The sequence below is a fragment of the Pseudomonas sp. PONIH3 genome, from assembly GCF_002934345.1.
GTDB classification, from domain to species: domain Bacteria; phylum Pseudomonadota; class Gammaproteobacteria; order Pseudomonadales; family Pseudomonadaceae; genus Aquipseudomonas; species Aquipseudomonas soli.
This window is the reverse complement of sequence record NZ_CP026386.1, coordinates 1,938,818-1,954,956: the sequence shown is the minus strand read 5'-3', so window position 1 is coordinate 1,954,956 and position 16,139 is coordinate 1,938,818. Positions and strand designations below refer to the sequence as shown.

Sequence of the window (16,139 nt, the reverse complement as noted above, 5' to 3'; positions counted from 1 at the left end):
TGCATGTCCGCACGCCTGCTCTATGTGATGGACCCGATGTGCTCCTGGTGCTGGGGCTTTGCCCCGGTGGCCGAGGCGCTGATCGCCCAGGCCCGTGAGGCGGGTGTAGGGACCCGCCTGGTGCCGGGCGGCCTGCGCACCGGTGGCAGCGCCCTGGACGCCTCGACCCGCAAGTACATCCTCGAGCACTGGCAGGCGGTGCATGATGCCACCGGGCAACCGTTTCGTTTCGACGATGCGATGCCGGACGGTTTCGTCTATGACACGGAGCCGGCGTGCCGCGCCCTGGTGGCCGCACGCGAGCTGGATGAAAAGCAGGCCTGGCGCCTGCTGCAACTGATCCAGGCATCGTTCTACCAGCAGGGCGTGGATGTCACCCGCGCCCCGCAACTGGTGGAGCTGGCCGAGCAGGCCGGCTTCGACCGCGAGCAGTTCTCCCAGCGCTTCACCCTCCCTGACACCCGTGTCGCCACCAGTGCCGATTTCGCCTGGGTGCAGGACCTGGGCATCGCTGGCTTCCCCACGCTGCTGGCCGAGCGCAATGGCCAGCTGGCCCTGCTGACCAATGGCTACCAGCCGCTGGACAGCCTGCAACCCTTGCTCGGCCGCTGGCTGCAGCAGGCCGCCTGTGCTTGACCTGCCAGGGTCGCCAGACCCTGTGCCAGGGAAGTCCCCCGCTGTGCCCGATCGCCTGAGCTGGGCGGAGATCCGCCGCCTGGCCCTGCACCACAAGCAAGCCCTGTGGACCGCCAACCTGGTGGCCGTGCTCGCCGCCCTGTGCAGCGTACCGATTCCCTTGCTGCTGCCGCTGCTGGTGGACGAAGTGCTGCTGGGGCATGGCGACGCAGCGCTGAAGTGGATGAACAATTTTCTGCCCACAGGCTGGCAGGTGGCCGCCGGTTACATTGGGCTGATGCTGTGCGCCACCCTCGGCCTGCGCCTGGCGGCGCTGGCGTTCAACGTGGTCCAGGCCAAGCTGTTCGCCGGCCTGGCCAAGGATATCGTCTACCGCCTGCGCATCCGTCTGATCGAGCGACTCAAGCGCATTTCGCTCAAGGAATACGAAAGCCTGGGCAGCGGCACGGTGACCACCCACCTGGTCACTGATCTGGACACCCTGGACAAGTTCGTCGGTGAAACCCTGAGCCGCTTCCTGGTGGCCGTGCTCACCCTGACCGGCACTGCCGCCATCCTGATCTGGATGCACTGGCAGCTGGCGTTGCTGATCCTGCTGTTCAACCCGCTGGTGATCTATTTCACCGTGCAGCTGGGCAAGCGCGTCAAGCACCTGAAGAAGCTCGAGAACGACAGCACCGCACGTTTCACCCAGGCATTGACCGAGACCCTCGACGCGATCCAGGAGATCCGCGCCGGCAACCGCCAGGGCTACTTCCTCGGCCGCCTGGGGCTGCGCGCCCGCGAGGTGCGTGACTACGCGGTGGCCTCGCAGTGGAAGAGCGACGCCAGTGGCCGCGCCAGTGGCCTGTTGTTCCAGTTCGGCATCGATATCTTCCGTGCCGCTGCCATGCTCACGGTGTTGTTCTCCGACCTGTCGATCGGCCAGATGCTGGCGGTGTTCAGCTACTTGTGGTTCATGATCGGGCCGGTGGAGCAGTTGCTGAACCTGCAATATGCCTACTACGCCGCCGGCGGCGCGCTGAGCCGCTTGAACGAGCTGCTGGCGCGGGCCGACGAGCCGCAGTATCCGGCGGCCGCCGACCCGTTCGCTGGGCGCGACACGGTCGGTATCGAGGTGCGCGACCTGCGCTTCGCCTATGCCGACGAGCCGGTGCTCGACCAGCTCAACCTGACCATCGCCCCGGGCGAGAAGGTCGCCATCGTTGGCGCCAGCGGCGGCGGCAAGAGTACCCTGGTGCAGTTGTTGCTTGGGCTGTACAGCGCCCAGGCCGGGACCATCCGCTTCGCAGGCGCCAGCCTGCAGGAGATCGGCCTGGAGACCCTGCGCGAAAATGTCGCGGTGGTGCTGCAGCACCCGTCACTGTTCAACGACAGTGTGCGCGCCAACCTGACCATGGGTCGTGACTGCAGCGACGACGCCTGCTGGCAGGCGCTGCGCATCGCCCAGTTGGACGCCACCATCGCCGCGCTGCCCCAGGGCCTGGACAGCATCGTCGGGCGTTCAGGCGTGCGCCTGTCCGGTGGCCAGCGCCAGCGCCTGGCGATCGCCCGAATGGTGTTGGCCGAACCCAAGGTGGTCATCCTCGACGAGGCCACCTCCGCGCTGGACGCGGCCACCGAATACAACCTGCACCTGGCCCTGGCGCGTTTCCTCAGCGGGCGCACTACGCTGATCATCGCCCACCGCCTGTCGGCGGTGAAGCAGGCGGACCGGGTGCTGGTGTTCGATGGCGGTCATGTCGCCGAAGATGGCGACCACCAGCAGCTGATCGCCGAAGGTGGCCTGTACGCCAAGCTCTACGGACACCTGCAGCAAACCTGAAAACAGCCTCAAGGTTCGAGCTGCAAGCGGCAAGTTGGGGTTAGCGCACTTTTTCTTGTCGTTTGCCGCTTGTAGCTTGTCGCTCCTTCATGGCAAATGGCCTACGCTGTGCTTGTCTAGGTCGATTCGTGCCTTATCTGCCGCCATGACAGGGATTACATGAAGGGAAATCGGACTCTCGAAGCGCCAAGGCTGCTGGGCATCATCTGGCCCTTCGTTGCCGTTGTGGTTTTCCAGGTACTGCTTGGCAGTCTGAGTCTTTATGCATTGTCCGCCGTGCGCGCCTATGTGGCGGGCGAGAGCCTGTGGTCCAAGGCGCAGAAGGACGCCATCTACTACCTCAACCTCTATGCCGATGATCGCGATCCGCTGACCTATGCCCGCTACCGCCGGGCCATCCTGGTGCCCCAGGGCGATCACAACCTGCGCCTGGCCCTGGATCGGCCCGAGCCGGACCTGGAGGCGGCGCGCCAGGGCGTGCTGCAAGGCGGCAATCACCCCGAGGATGTCGCCCGGATCATCTGGTTCTACCGCAACTTTCGCCATATCAGCTATATGGAAACCGCCATCGATTACTGGGACATCGGTGACGACTACCTGCGCCAGCTCGACGTGCTGGCCCAGCAGATGCGCGAGGGGTTTGCCGGCGGCAAGGCCGATGCCCATCAGGTAGCCAACTGGAAGGCGCGGATCGTGGCCATCAATGATGGCGTGACGCCCGCCGCCAAGGCATTCAGCGATGCCCTGGGTGAAGGTTCGCGGATGCTGCTCAAGGTGCTGATGCTCACCAACCTGGCCACCGCGCTGTTCCTTATCGCCATGGCCTGGCGGCGCTCGAGCAAGCTGCTGGCCCAGCGCCAGGCATTCGCCAGTGCGTTGCAGGAGGAGAAGGAGCGGGCGCAGATCACCCTGGAGTCGATCGGCGACGCGGTGATCACCGCCGATGTCGATGGTTGCATCAGCTACATGAACCCGGCTGCCGAACAGCTGACGCACTGGCAGGCGATGCAGGCCCAGGGGCTGCCGCTGGCGGCGCTGTTCAGCCTGCTCGACGAGAATGCCGAAGGCGACAGCCTGACGCTGGTCGAGCAGGTGCTCAGCGGCAGCCTCAAGGGCGGCGCCGAGCACGCCCGGCTGATCCAGCGCCTGGATGGTAGTACGGTGTCGGTCAACCTGGTGGGCTCGCCCATTCTTACAGAAGGGCAGGTCAGCGGCATCGTCGTGGTACTGCACGACATGACCCAGGAGCGCCAGTACATCGCCAACCTGTCCTGGCAGGCCACTCACGACGCGCTGACCGGTCTGGCCAACCGCCGCGAGTTCGAATACCGCCTGGAGCAGGCGCTCAATGCCCTGGCGCGCCAGGCCGGCCGGCATTCATTGATGTTCCTCGACCTCGATCAGTTCAAGCTGGTCAATGACACGTGTGGGCATGCCGCCGGCGACGAGTTACTGCGCCATATCTGCGCGGTGTTGCAGTCGGGCCTTCGCGAAGGTGACACCTTGGCGCGCCTGGGGGGGGACGAATTCGGCGTGCTGCTCGAGAACTGCCCGCCGGAGCAGGCCGAGCGCATTGCCGAGCAATTGCGCCAAGCCGTGCAGAGCCTGCATTTCGTGTGGAAGGGTAGGCCCTTCGTCACCACGGTCAGCATCGGCCTGGTGCATATCGCCCAGGTGCCCAGTACCTTGGAGGCATCGTTGCGCGCGGCGGACATGGCTTGCTACATGGCCAAGGAGAAAGGGCGCAATCGCGTCCAGGTCTATCACGCCGACGACAGCGAGCTGTCCATGCGCTTTGGTGAAATGGCCTGGATCCAGCGCCTGCACGTAGCGCTGGAGGAGAATCGCTTCTGCCTATACGCCCAGGAAATCGCTCCGCTGCACCCCCACGATGGGCTGGGGCATATCGAGATCCTCCTGCGCCTGCACGATGAAAGCGGGCGTACCATCCTGCCCGACAGCTTCATTCCCGCAGCCGAGCGCTATGGCCTGATGACCGCACTAGATCGTTGGGTGGTACGCAGCGTGTTCCAGGTGATTCGCCAATGCCTTGACGAGGGCCGGGAGGGGCCGTTGGCCATGTGCGCCATCAATCTCTCGGGCTCGAGCATTGGCGACGACAAATTCCTCGAGTACCTGCAGCGCCTGTTTGGCGAGTACGACATCCCGCCCCGGTTGATCTGTTTTGAAATTACTGAAACCAGCGCCATCGCCAATTTGGGTAGTGCAATCCGGTTCATCAATGAATTGAAAGGATTGGGCTGCAAATTCTCGCTGGACGACTTCTGCGCCGGAATGTCGTCATTCGCCTATTTGAAGCATTTACCTGTAGACTTCCTGAAGATCGACGGAAGTTTCGTCAAGGACATGCTTGATGACCCGATCAACCGGGCGATGGTCGAAGTGATCAATCACATTGGCCACGTCATGGGCAAGCGGACCATTGCTGAGTTCGTCGAAACGCCACTGATCGAGCAGGCTTTGCAGGAAATCGGCGTGGACTACGCCCAGGGGTATCTCATCGAACGTCCGCAGGTGTTCACCTGCGACAGCCTGCAGCGCCAACGGATTGCCGCGAGGCCCCTTCTGCACCGGGCGCCGGGGACCTTTCGCTGAACAACGCCCGGAAATCACAGGGAATCAAGGAGCTGACAGTGATCGACGCGTTCGTAAGGATCGGACCATTGATGGATCCGGCCAGTTATCCACAGTGGGCCCAACAACTGATCGACGATTGCCGCGAAAGCAAGCGTCGGGTGGTGGAGCATGAGTTCTACCAGCGCCTGCGCGATGGCCGGCTCAAGCAGTCGACCATCCGCCAGTACCTGATCGGTGGCTGGCCGGTGGTCGAGCAGTTCTCCCTCTACATGGCCCACAACCTCACCAAGACCCGTTACGCCCGGCACCCCGGGGAGGACATGGCGCGCCGCTGGCTGATGCGCAACATCCGCGTCGAGCTCAATCATGCCGACTACTGGGTGCACTGGTGCCAGGCCCATGGCATCCACTTGCATGAATTGCAGTCTCAGGAAGTGCCGCCCGAGCTCAATGGCTTGAACGACTGGTGTTGGCGGGTATGCGCCACCGAGTCGCTGGCCATCGCGATGGCGGCCACCAACTACGCCATCGAAGGTGCCACCGGCGAATGGTCGGCAGTGGTCTGCGCCGAAGATACCTACGCCCAGGGCTTCCCCGAAGACAGCCGCAAGCGCGCCATGAAATGGTTGAAGATGCATGCGCAGTATGATGACGCGCACCCGTGGGAAGCGCTGGAAATCATCTGCACTCTGGCGGGCGAGAACCCGACCCTGGGGTTGCGCACCGAGCTGCGCCGGGCGATCTGCAAGAGCTACGACTGCATGTTCCTGTTCCTGGAGCGTTGCATGCAGCTCGAAGGGCGCCAGCAGGGGCGTTTGCGCCCGGCCTTGGCGGCGGGCTGAAATCATCGTTTGCTGGTTCTTTCGCCGCGGTTTGTCGATGCGGCGAAAGGGCCGCAAGGCGGCCCCGGCTACCTGAAGATTACTGCGCGTTCAGCGCCTGCCCGTTCACATCCTTGCTGTCCGGACCCATCAGGTACAGGTACACCGGCATGATGTCCTCGGGCAGCGGGTTGTTCTGCGGGTTCTCGCTCGGATACGCCTGGGCGCGCATTGCCGTGCGGGTGGCGCCTGGGTTGATGCTGTTGGAGCGCACCGGCGCGACGCCTTCCAGCTCGTCCGCCAGGGTCTGCATCAATCCTTCGGTGGCGAATTTCGACACCCCGTAGGCGCCCCAGTACGCCCGGCCCTTGCGTCCGACGCTGCTGGAAGTGAACACCACCGAGGCGTCTTCAGACAGCTTGAGCAGCGGCAGCAAGGTGCTGGTCAGCATGAAGGTGGCGTTGACGTTGATATGCATTACGCGCATGAAATTGTCGCCCGACAGCTGTTCCAGCGGCGTGCGCGGGCCAATGATCGAGGCGTTGTTGAGCAGGCCGTCGAGGCGGCCGAACTGGTCTTCGATCATCGCCGCCAGTTCGTCGTACTGGTGGGGCAGGGCGGTTTCCAGGTTGAACGGGATTACCACCGGTTGTGGGTGGCCCGCGGCTTCGATCTGGTCGTAGACCTCGTTCAGGTTGGCTTCGGTCTTGCCCAGCAGCAGCACCGTGGCGCCCAGGGCGGCATAGGCCTTGGCGGCAGCGGCGCCGATGCCGCGGCCGGCGCCGGTGACCAGGATGATTCGGCCCTTGAGCAGGTCGGGGCGGGCGGTGTAGTCGAACATAGGTCTGTCCTTGGATATGAGCTGCAAGCTGTAAGCAGCAAGCGACATGAGAGAGCGGATCAGTGTTGGGGCTGCTCTTTCCTGAAGCTTGAAGCTTGACGCTTGCGACTTGAAATCAGCAGCCGCACAGCGCGCTGTCGATCACCTTGCGCAGCTCCAGCGGGTGGTCCACCACCACGTCGGCACCCCAGTTGTTGGGGTTGTCCTCTGGATGTATATAGCCATAGCGCACCGCCGCAGTGCGGGTGCCGGCATCACGGCCGGACTCGATATCACGCAGGTCGTCGCCGACGAACAGAACGCTGGCCGGATCCAGATCGAGCGTCTTGCATGCCAGGATCAGTGGCTCGGGGTCGGGCTTGCTGTTCTTCACATGATCCGGGCAGATCAGCAGCGCCGAACGCTCGGCCAGCCCGAGTCGCTGCATGATCGGCTCGGCGAAGCGCACCGGTTTATTGGTGACCACGCCCCACAGCAGGTTGCCTTTCTCGATGTCGGCCAGCAGCTCCGGCATGCCGTCGAACAGCTTGCTGTGCACCGCGCAGTCGCGCTGGTAGCGCTCGAGGAACTCCAGGCGCAGGGGCTCGAAGCCGTCGGTATCGGGGTCCATGGCGAAGGTTGCTGCGACCATGGCGCGGGCGCCGCCGGAGATCACCTCGCGGATACGCGCGTCGTCAATGGCCGGCAAGCCGCGATCGGCGAGCATCGCCTGGCAGATGGCAATGAAGTCCGGCGCCGTGTCCAGCAGGGTGCCGTCCATGTCGAAGAGTACTGCTCGCAGGCGCATGCTCATTCCTCGCGCAGGGTCTGGATCATGTAGTTGACGTCGACGTCGTTGCACAGCTTGTAGTGCTTGGTCAGCGGGTTGTAGGTCAGGCCGATGATGTCCTTGACCTCGAGGCCTGCGGCACGGCTCCAGGCGCCCAGCTCGGAAGGGCGGATGAACTTCTTGAAGTCGTGGGTGCCGCGCGGCAGCATCTTCAGCACGTATTCTGCGCCGATAATGGCCAGCAGGTAGGCCTTGGGGTTGCGGTTGATGGTCGAGAAGAACACTTGGCCGCCGGGCTTGACCATGCGGTAGCAGGCACGGATCACCGAGGAAGGGTCGGGCACATGCTCGAGCATTTCCAGGCAGGTGACCACGTCGAACTGGCCAGGCATCTCTTCGGCCAGGGCTTCGGCGGTGATCTGCCGGTACTCCACCGCAACGCCCGACTCCAGCTGGTGCAACTGGGCCACCGCCAGCGGTGCCTCGCCCATGTCGATGCCGGTGACGGTGGCGCCACGCTGGGCCATTGCCTCGCTGAGGATGCCGCCGCCGCAGCCGACGTCCAGCACCTTCTTGCCGGCCAGGCCGACACGCTCGTCAATCCAGTTGACCCGCAGCGGGTTGATGTCGTGCAGCGGCTTGAACTCGCTCTCGCGGTCCCACCAGCGGTGGGCCAGGGCTTCGAACTTGGCGATTTCGGCGTGGTCGACGTTGCTCATGGGAACAGTCCTCTGAATCTTCGATAAATAGTGTCGCGGGGCGGCAGCCGCAACTGCCGGCCATTCATTCGTTGCGCCCACCGATGCGGGCTCCCCAAGCGCGGGCGTTGGCGGCCAGCGCGGCTTCGTCCATTTGGCTCAGGCGGCGGTCCTCGACCAGTTGCTGTCCGGCGACCCAGACATCCTTCACGCAGTCGCGCCCGGTGGCGTAGATCAGTTGCGAGACCGGGTCGTGCACCGGTTGCTGCGCCAGCCCCGACAGGTCGAAGACGGTCAGGTCGGCGGCCTTGCCCACCTCGAGCGAGCCGGTGATCGCTTCCAGGTCTAGGGCACGGGCGCCATTGAGCGTGGCCATGCGCAGCGCCCTGTGTGCGTCCAGAGCGGTGGCCGAGCCAGCGACGGCCTTGGCCAGCAGCGCGGCGGTGCGGGTTTCACCGAGCAGGTCGAGGTCATTGTTGCTGGCGGCGCCATCGGTGCCGACGGCCACGTTCACCCCGGCCTGCCACAGGCGCTCCACCGGGCAGAAACCGCTGGCCAGCTTGAGGTTGGATTCGGGGCAGTGGACCACACTGGTGTTGCTTTCTACCAGCAGCGCCAGGTCTTCGTCGCTGATCTGGGTCATGTGCACCGCTTGCAGGTTCGGGCCCAGCAGGCCCAGGCGCGCAAGGCGCGCCAGTGGCCGCTCGCCGTTGTCCTTGAGCGCTTGCTCGACTTCGCTGGCGGTCTCGTGGATGTGCATGTGCAGCGGTGCGTCCAGCTGATCGGCGATTACCCGGATCTTCTCCAGGTTCTCGTCGCTCACCGTGTAGGGGGCGTGCGGGCCCAGGGCAATGGTGATGCGCGGGTGGTGGCGCAGCTCGCCGAACAGTTCGATGGCCAGGTGCAGGGCCTCGTCCGGGGTGCGTGCGCCGGGGATGGGGAAATCCAGCAGCGGCACGGCGATCTGCGCGCGGATGCCGCTGCGGTGCACACGGTCGCAGGCCTCGCGTGGATAGAAATACATGTCGGCGAAGCAGGTGATGCCGCCCTTGAGCTGTTCGGCAATGGCCAGGTCGGTGCCGTCGGCTACGAAGGCCTCGGTCACCCAGCGACCCTCGGCGGGCCAGATGTGTTCCTGCAGCCAGGTCATCAGTGGCAGGTCGTCGGCCAAGCCGCGGAACAGGGTCATGGCAGCGTGGCCGTGGGCGTTGATCAGCCCGGGCGTCAGCAGGCAGTCGGGCAGCGTTCGCACTTCCCGCGCTTGTGGCGCCCGCTCGCGTGGGCCGAGCCAGGCGATCTGACCGTCGCGGATGCCCAGCGCATGGCCCTCCAGCACGACACCGGCCGGCTCGACGGGGACCAGCCAGTCCGGCACAAGCAGCAGGTCGAGGAGGGGAGTGGCGATGGGCATGCGCGATATATACCTGGATCGGTTCGGCTAAACGCGCAGTATACCCGAGCGTCCGCGACGCAGGCTCGCTATAATCGCCGGCTTTTGATGCCAGGGCGACGGGGAGAGGCGATGCGCGAGCAACTGATGGCGGCGGAGACGGTAACGGGCATCGAGTGGCGCGACGGCGTGCTGCACCTGCTCGACCAGCGCCTGCTGCCGCTTGAGCAGTGCTGGCTGGCCTGTACCGAGGCGGCCGAGGTGGCTGAGGCGATCAGCGACATGGCCGTGCGTGGCGCTCCGGCGATCGGCATCTGCGCCGCCTACGGCCTGGTGCTCGCGCTGCGCCATCGCCTGGCGGAAGGCGAGAGCTGGGAAGAGAGCCTCGAAGAAGACTTCATGATGCTCGGCGAGGCGCGGCCTACTCCGGCCAACCTGTTCTGGGCGCTCAACCGCATGCGTGAGCGTCTGCAGCGCATGCGCCCGGATGAGGACGTGCTGAAGGTGATGGAGGCCGAGGCGGTGGCGATTCACCAGAGTGATCGCGAGGCCAACCTGACCATGGCCCAGTTCGGTGTCGAGCAGATCCGCAGGCACCAGGGCAGCGAGCAGGCCCTGCTTACCCATGGCAACGCCGGGGCGTTGGCCACTGGAGGCTTCGGCACTGCCCTGGGGGTGATCCGCGCCGCCACCCTGGAGGGCATGGTCGAGCAGGTCTATGCCTGCGAGTCGCGGCCGTGGCTGCAGGGTTCGCGCCTGACCGCCTGGGAGCTGGCCGCCGACGGTGTGCCGGTGACTGTGGTCGCTGACGCGGCGGCGGGGCACCTGATGAAGATCAAGGGCATCACCTGGGTGGTGGTCGGCGCCGACTGCATTGCCGCCAATGGCGATGTGGCGGCGAAGATCGGCACCTACCAGATGGCGGTGGCGGCCATGCACCACGGGCTGCGCTTCATGGTGGTGGCGCCTAGCACCAGCATCGATCTGAACCTGCCCACCGGGGACGATATCCCGCTGGAGACGCGCGGCGAGGAAGAGCTGTTGGAGGTGTCTGGGATCCAGGTAACCGCTGATGTCGAAGCCTATAACCCGGTGGTCGATGTCACGCCGGCCGACCTCATCGACGTGATCGTCACCGAGAAGGGCGTGGTCGAGCGCCCGGATACCGCAAAAATTGCCCAGTTGATGTGCCGCAAACGCCTCCATTGAGGCGTTTTTCCATCCGTGCGGATGGTACTGTACGGCAACCTGCCATATCTCCCATGCGCGCAGCGTTTGTGATACCATCCGGCAGTTTCCAAGGCCGCTCTTTACCGCGGTCTTCATTGCGCAGATCCATGGCACAACTCATTGATTTGTCGTAAGTCGTCGCACCCCAATTGCGCTGCGGCGGCGAGCTTCGTTCGTCCTTCGAGGGATCAGGCGAAGTTTCACCAGAAAAAGGAATCAGGCTTCTCATGGGCGAACTGGCCAAAGAAATCCTCCCGGTCAATATCGAAGACGAACTGAGACAGTCTTACCTCGACTACGCGATGAGCGTTATTGTCGGGCGAGCGCTGCCCGATGCGCGTGACGGCTTGAAGCCCGTGCATCGCCGCGTTCTGTATGCGATGAGCGAACTGGGCAACGACTGGAACAAGCCGTACAAGAAATCCGCCCGTGTGGTCGGTGACGTGATCGGTAAGTACCACCCGCACGGCGACATCGCCGTGTACGACACCATTGTGCGCATGGCCCAGCCATTCTCGCTGCGCTATTTGCTGGTCGATGGCCAGGGCAACTTCGGTTCGGTGGACGGCGACAACGCCGCGGCCATGCGATACACCGAAGTGCGCATGTCCAAGCTGGCCCATGAGCTGCTGGCCGACCTGCACAAAGAAACTGTCGACTGGGTGCCGAACTACGATGGTACCGAGCAGATCCCGGCGGTCATGCCGACCAGGATCCCCAACCTGCTGGTCAACGGTTCCAGCGGTATCGCCGTGGGCATGGCGACGAACATTCCGCCGCACAACCTCGGCGAAGTGATCGACGGCTGCCTGGCGCTGATCGACAACTCCGACATCACGGTCGATGAACTGATGCAGTTCATCCCGGGGCCGGACTTCCCGACAGCGGGCCTGATCAATGGTCGCCAGGGCATCATCGAGGCCTATCGCACCGGCCGTGGCCGCATCTATATGCGTGCCCGCTCCGAGATCGAGGACATCGACAAGGTCGGCGGCCGCCAGCAGATCGTGGTCACCGAGCTGCCGTACCAGCTGAACAAGGCGCGCCTGATCGAAAAGATCGCCGAGCTGGTCAAAGAGAAGAAGATCGAAGGCATCACCGAGCTGCGCGACGAGTCCGACAAGGACGGCATGCGTATCGTCATCGAGCTGCGCCGCGGCGAGGTGCCGGAGGTGGTGCTCAACAACCTCTACCAGCAGACCCAGCTGCAGAGCGTGTTCGGCATCAACATCGTTGCCCTGATCGACGGTCGCCCGCGCCTGCTGAACCTCAAGGACCTGCTCGAGGCGTTCGTTCGCCACCGTCGCGAGGTGGTCACCCGCCGCACCGTGTTCGAGCTGCGCAAGGCCCGCGAGCGTGGCCATATCCTTGAAGGCCAGGCGGTCGCGCTGTCCAACATCGACCCGGTCATTGCCCTGATCAAGGCCTCGCCGACGCCGTCCGAAGCCAAGGAAGCACTGATCAGCACGGCCTGGGAGTCCAGCGCGGTGCAGGTCATGGTCGAGCGTGCCGGTGCCGAGTCGTGCCGTCCGGAAGACCTGCCGGAGCAATACGGCCTGCGCGAAGGCAAGTACTATCTGTCGCCGGAACAGGCCCAGGCGATCCTGGAGCTGCGCCTGCACCGCCTGACCGGCCTGGAGCACGAGAAGCTGCTGGCCGAGTACCAGGAGATCCTCGAGCAGATCGGCGAGCTGATTCGCATCCTCAGCAGCGCCGAGCGCCTGATGGAAGTGATCCGCGAGGAGCTTGAAGCGATCCGCGCCGAGTACGGCGATGCCCGTCGCACCGAAATCCTCAATGCCAGCCACGACCTCAACTACGGTGACATGATCCCGGAAGAAGAGCGTGTGGTGACCATCTCCCACGGTGGCTACGCCAAGACCCAGCCATTGTCCGCGTACCAGGCCCAGCGCCGTGGTGGCAAGGGCAAGTCGGCCACAGGCGTCAAGGACGAGGACTACATCGAGCACCTGCTGGTCGCCAACAGCCATGCCACCCTGTTGCTGTTCTCCAGCAAGGGCAAGGTGTACTGGAAGAAGACCTACGAGATTCCCGAGGCCTCCCGCGCCGCCCGCGGCCGCCCACTGGTCAACCTGCTGCCGCTGGAGGAGGGTGAGCGCATCACCGCCATGCTGCAGATCGACCTGGAGGCGCTGCAGCAGCACGCAGATCCAGAGGAAGAACTGGAAGACAGCGACGACAGCGTGATCGAAGGCGAGCTGGTGGAGGCCGAGGAGATCGACGAGGAAGACGGCGACACTCCTGAGTGGGTCGCCGAAGCGACCGGCGCCTACATCTTCATGGCCACTGCTGCCGGTACCGTCAAGAAGACTCCGCTGGTGCAGTTCGCCCGTCCGCGTTCCAATGGCCTGATTGCCCTGAAGCTCAAGGAAGGTGACACCCTGATCGCCGCCGCCATTACCGATGGCGCCAAGGAAGTCATGATGTTCTCCGACGCCGGCAAGGTGATCCGCTTCGCCGAGAGCGTGGTGCGCGAGATGGGCCGTACCGCCCGTGGCGTGCGCGGCATGAAGCTGGGCAAGGGGCAGCAGATCATTTCCATGCTGATTCCGGAGTCCGGCGCGCAGATCCTCACCGCTTCCGAGCGTGGTTTTGGCAAGCGCACCCCGCTGTCCAAGTTCCCGCGTCGCGGCCGTGGCGGCCAGGGCGTGATCGCCATGGGTACCAAGGGGCGCAATGGCCTGCTGATCGGCGCTATCCAGGTGCAGGAAGGCGAGGAAATCATGCTGATCTCCGACCAGGGCACGCTGGTGCGTACCCGGGTCGGCGAGGTGTCCAGCCTGGGCCGTAACACCCAGGGTGTCACGCTGATCAAGCTGGCCACCGACGAGACGCTGGTGGGGCTTGAGCGCGTCCAGGAACCCTCCGAGGAAGAGCTCGATGAACTGATCGAGACGGACGAGGAGGGCGCCCCGCTCGATGCGGTGGGCGACGACGATGCCGGCACCGAAGAGGCGCCTCAGGAATAATCGATGCAACAACCCGAGCGGGGCGACCAAGGTCGCCCCGTTTGACTGATGAAGGTGGGGCATTGGCGCTGCAAGGCAGCCCCGGTGCCGGCGACGCAGTCTTGACTGGTCGGCAGCGAATTACGATTTTGTTCTATTTGGCAGAGCGAGAGTGGATGTGAGCAAACGAGCCTTTAACTTCTGCGCAGGCCCTGCCGCGCTTCCTGATGCCGTGCTGCAGCGCGCCCAGGCCGAGATGCTGGACTGGCGCGGCAAGGGTCTGTCGGTGATGGAAATGAGCCATCGCAGCGACGACTATGTGGCCATCGCCGAAAAGGCCGAGCAGGACCTGCGCGACCTGCTGTCCGTCCCCTCCAACTACAAGGTGCTGTTCCTGCAGGGCGGCGCCAGCCAGCAGTTCGCCGAGATTCCGTTGAACCTGCTGCCAGAAAACGGCACCGCCGACTACGTCGAGACCGGTATCTGGTCGAAGAAGGCCATCGAGGAAGCGCGCCGCTTCGGCACTGTCAACGTTGCTGCCAGCGCCAAGCCCTACGACTACCTGGCCATCCCGGGCCAGAACGAGTGGCAGCTGACCCGCAACGCCGCGTATGTTCACTATGCGTCCAACGAGACCATTGGTGGCCTGCAGTTCGACTGGGTGCCCGAAACCGGTGACGTCCCGCTGGTGGTCGACATGTCCTCGGACATCCTGTCGCGCCCGATCGACGTGTCGCAGTACGGCCTGATTTATGCCGGCGCGCAGAAGAACATCGGCCCGAGCGGCCTGGTGGTGGTGATCGTGCGCGAAGACCTGCTGGGTCGCGCTCGCAGCAGCTGCCCAACCATGCTCGACTACAAGGTGTCGGCCGACAACGGCTCGATGTACAACACTCCGGCCACCTATTCCTGGTACCTCTCGGGCCTGGTGTTCGAGTGGCTCAAGGAGCAGGGCGGCGTCGAGGCAATGGAGCAGCGCAACCGCGCCAAGAAAGAGCGCCTTTACGGCTTCATCGATGCCAGCGAGTTCTACACCAACCCGATCAGCGTCAACGCCCGCTCGTGGATGAACGTGCCGTTCCGTCTGGCCGACGAACGTCTGGACAAGGCCTTCCTGGCCGGTGCCGATGCCCGTGGCCTGCTCAACCTCAAGGGTCATCGTTCGGTCGGTGGCATGCGTGCCTCGATCTACAACGCCCTGGGCCTGGAGGCTGTCGAGGCGCTGGTGCAGTACATGGGTGAATTCGAGAAGGAGCACGGCTGATGTCCGATCAGGAGCTCAAGGCCCTGCGCGTGCGCATCGACAGCCTCGACGAGAAGATCCTCGAGCTGATCAGCGAACGCGCCCGTTGCGCCCAGGAAGTGGCCAAGGTCAAGACTGCATCGTTGCCGGAAGGCGAGGCACCGGTGTTCTACCGTCCCGAGCGCGAGGCCGCGGTACTCAAGCGCGTCATGCAGCGTAACCAGGGACCGCTGGATAACGAAGAGATGGCGCGGCTGTTCCGCGAGATCATGTCTTCCTGCCTGGCGCTCGAAGAGCCGCTGAAAGTGGCCTACCTCGGTCCTGAGGGGACCTTCACCCAGGCGGCGGCCATGAAGCACTTCGGTCATGCTGTGGTGAGCCGCCCGATGGCGGCCATCGACGAGGTGTTCCGCGAGGTGGCGGCCGGTGCGGTCAATTTTGGCGTGGTGCCGGTGGAGAACTCCACCGAGGGCGCCGTCAGCCACACGCTGGACAGCTTCCTCGAGCATGACATGGTGATCTGCGGCGAGGTCGAGCTGCGTATCCACCATCACCTGCTGGTGGGCGAGAACACCAAGACCGACAGCATCACCCGCATCTACTCCCACGCCCAGTCGCTGGCCCAGTGCCGCAAGTGGCTGGACGCCCACTACCCGAACGTCGAGCGCGTGGCTGTGTCGAGCAACGCCGAGGCGGCCAAGCGGGTCAAGGGCGAGTGGAACTCGGCGGCGATTGCCGGTGACATGGCGGCCAACTTGTATGGTTTGACCCGTCTGGCCGAAAAGATCGAGGACCGCCCGGACAACTCCACGCGTTTCCTCATGATCGGTAACCAGGAAGTGCCGCCGACCGGCGATGACAAGACTTCGATCATCGTCTCCATGAGCAACAAACCGGGTGCTCTGCATGAGCTGCTGGTGCCGTTCCACGAAAACGGCATCGACCTGACGCGCATCGAGACCCGTCCGTCGCGCAGCGGCAAGTGGACCTACGTGTTCTTCATCGACTTTGTCGGCCATCACCGTGATCCGCTGATCAAGGCGGTGCTGGAGCAGATCAGCCAGGAGGCTGTGGCGCTGAAGGTGTTGGGCTCTTATCCGAAAGCGGTGCTCTGACGTA

At 64.3% G+C, this 16,139-nt stretch carries 12 protein-coding genes; 8 read left to right on the top strand and 4 right to left on the bottom strand.

Features of this window, described 5'->3' with window-relative positions:
• The first annotated feature begins 3 nt into the window (after positions 1 to 3).
• The 4 genes from C3F42_RS08890 to C3F42_RS08875 all read left to right on the top strand — a co-directional run bounded on the left by C3F42_RS08890 (position 4) and on the right by C3F42_RS08875 (position 5,901).
• Positions 4 to 636: a DsbA family protein gene (locus C3F42_RS08890; protein ID WP_104444284.1), complete on the top strand. Its 633-nt coding sequence runs from the start codon at positions 4 to 6 to the stop codon at positions 634 to 636.
• Positions 629 to 2,461: an ABC transporter ATP-binding protein gene (locus tag C3F42_RS08885; protein WP_104444283.1), complete on the top strand. Its 1,833-nt coding sequence runs from the start codon at positions 629 to 631 to the stop codon at positions 2,459 to 2,461. The genes C3F42_RS08890 and C3F42_RS08885 overlap by 8 nt, the downstream gene beginning before the upstream one ends.
• Positions 2,462 to 2,620: 159 nt before the next feature.
• On the top strand, positions 2,621 to 5,077 hold the full coding sequence (locus C3F42_RS08880) for an EAL domain-containing protein (protein ID WP_038705630.1): 2,457 nt from the start codon (positions 2,621 to 2,623) through the stop codon (positions 5,075 to 5,077).
• A 38-nt stretch (positions 5,078 to 5,115) separates the two neighbouring features.
• Positions 5,116 to 5,901: a TenA family transcriptional regulator gene (locus tag C3F42_RS08875; protein WP_104444282.1), complete on the top strand. Its 786-nt coding sequence runs from the start codon at positions 5,116 to 5,118 to the stop codon at positions 5,899 to 5,901.
• A 79-nt stretch (positions 5,902 to 5,980) separates the two neighbouring features.
• Here C3F42_RS08875 and C3F42_RS08870 read toward each other — a convergent pair whose 3' ends face one another.
• The 4 genes from C3F42_RS08870 to C3F42_RS08855 form a co-directional block, all read right to left on the bottom strand.
• The gene (locus tag C3F42_RS08870) at positions 5,981 to 6,721 is read right to left on the bottom strand and encodes a YciK family oxidoreductase (RefSeq protein WP_023630597.1); all 741 of its coding nucleotides are present in this window, start codon (positions 6,719 to 6,721) and stop codon (positions 5,981 to 5,983) included.
• A gap of 115 nt (positions 6,722 to 6,836) precedes the next feature.
• Positions 6,837 to 7,508, bottom strand: a complete 672-nt coding sequence (gene mupP, locus C3F42_RS08865) for an N-acetylmuramic acid 6-phosphate phosphatase MupP (RefSeq protein ID WP_023630596.1) — start codon at positions 7,506 to 7,508, stop codon at positions 6,837 to 6,839.
• A gap of 2 nt (positions 7,509 to 7,510) precedes the next feature.
• A complete protein-coding gene (gene ubiG, locus C3F42_RS08860; protein ID WP_023630595.1) occupies positions 7,511 to 8,209 on the bottom strand; it encodes a bifunctional 2-polyprenyl-6-hydroxyphenol methylase/3-demethylubiquinol 3-O-methyltransferase UbiG in 699 nt (232 codons plus the stop codon).
• 64 nt (positions 8,210 to 8,273) lie between these two features.
• Positions 8,274 to 9,599 (bottom strand): TRZ/ATZ family hydrolase, encoded by a 1,326-nt coding sequence (locus tag C3F42_RS08855; RefSeq protein ID WP_104444281.1) that lies wholly within the window; start codon positions 9,597 to 9,599, stop codon positions 8,274 to 8,276.
• A 111-nt stretch (positions 9,600 to 9,710) separates the two neighbouring features.
• Here C3F42_RS08855 and mtnA point away from each other — a divergent pair, with 111 nt between their 5' ends.
• From mtnA to pheA, 4 genes are all read left to right on the top strand, one after another.
• Positions 9,711 to 10,787 (top strand): S-methyl-5-thioribose-1-phosphate isomerase, encoded by a 1,077-nt coding sequence (gene mtnA, locus C3F42_RS08850; RefSeq protein WP_038705632.1) that lies wholly within the window; start codon positions 9,711 to 9,713, stop codon positions 10,785 to 10,787.
• A gap of 248 nt (positions 10,788 to 11,035) precedes the next feature.
• Positions 11,036 to 13,798 carry a DNA gyrase subunit A gene (gyrA, locus tag C3F42_RS08845; protein WP_104444280.1) on the top strand — a complete coding sequence of 921 codons (2,763 nt, stop codon included), beginning with the start codon at positions 11,036 to 11,038 and terminating at the stop codon, positions 13,796 to 13,798.
• Positions 13,799 to 13,955: 157 nt separating this feature from the next.
• Entirely contained in the window at positions 13,956 to 15,041 is a 1,086-nt protein-coding gene (gene serC, locus C3F42_RS08840; RefSeq protein ID WP_094010761.1) for a 3-phosphoserine/phosphohydroxythreonine transaminase, read from the top strand.
• On the top strand, positions 15,041 to 16,135 hold the full coding sequence (pheA, locus tag C3F42_RS08835; RefSeq protein WP_094010729.1) for a prephenate dehydratase: 1,095 nt from the start codon (positions 15,041 to 15,043) through the stop codon (positions 16,133 to 16,135). Before serC ends, pheA begins: the two co-directional genes overlap by 1 nt.
• Positions 16,136 to 16,139 lie beyond the last annotated feature (4 nt).

Coding starts and splice junctions, on each gene's coding strand:
- C3F42_RS08880 (WP_038705630.1), top strand. CDS start 2,621: ATGAAGGGAAATCGGACTCTCGAAGCGCCAAGGCTGCTGGGCATCATC.
- C3F42_RS08855 (WP_104444281.1), bottom strand. CDS start 9,599: ATGCCCATCGCCACTCCCCTCCTCGACCTGCTGCTTGTGCCGGACTGG.
- ubiG (WP_023630595.1), bottom strand. CDS start 8,209: ATGAGCAACGTCGACCACGCCGAAATCGCCAAGTTCGAAGCCCTGGCC.
- mtnA (WP_038705632.1), top strand. CDS start 9,711: ATGCGCGAGCAACTGATGGCGGCGGAGACGGTAACGGGCATCGAGTGG.
- gyrA (WP_104444280.1), top strand. CDS start 11,036: ATGGGCGAACTGGCCAAAGAAATCCTCCCGGTCAATATCGAAGACGAA.
- C3F42_RS08890 (WP_104444284.1), top strand. CDS start 4: ATGTCCGCACGCCTGCTCTATGTGATGGACCCGATGTGCTCCTGGTGC.
- mupP (WP_023630596.1), bottom strand. CDS start 7,508: ATGCGCCTGCGAGCAGTACTCTTCGACATGGACGGCACCCTGCTGGAC.
- C3F42_RS08870 (WP_023630597.1), bottom strand. CDS start 6,721: ATGTTCGACTACACCGCCCGCCCCGACCTGCTCAAGGGCCGAATCATC.
- pheA (WP_094010729.1), top strand. CDS start 15,041: ATGTCCGATCAGGAGCTCAAGGCCCTGCGCGTGCGCATCGACAGCCTC.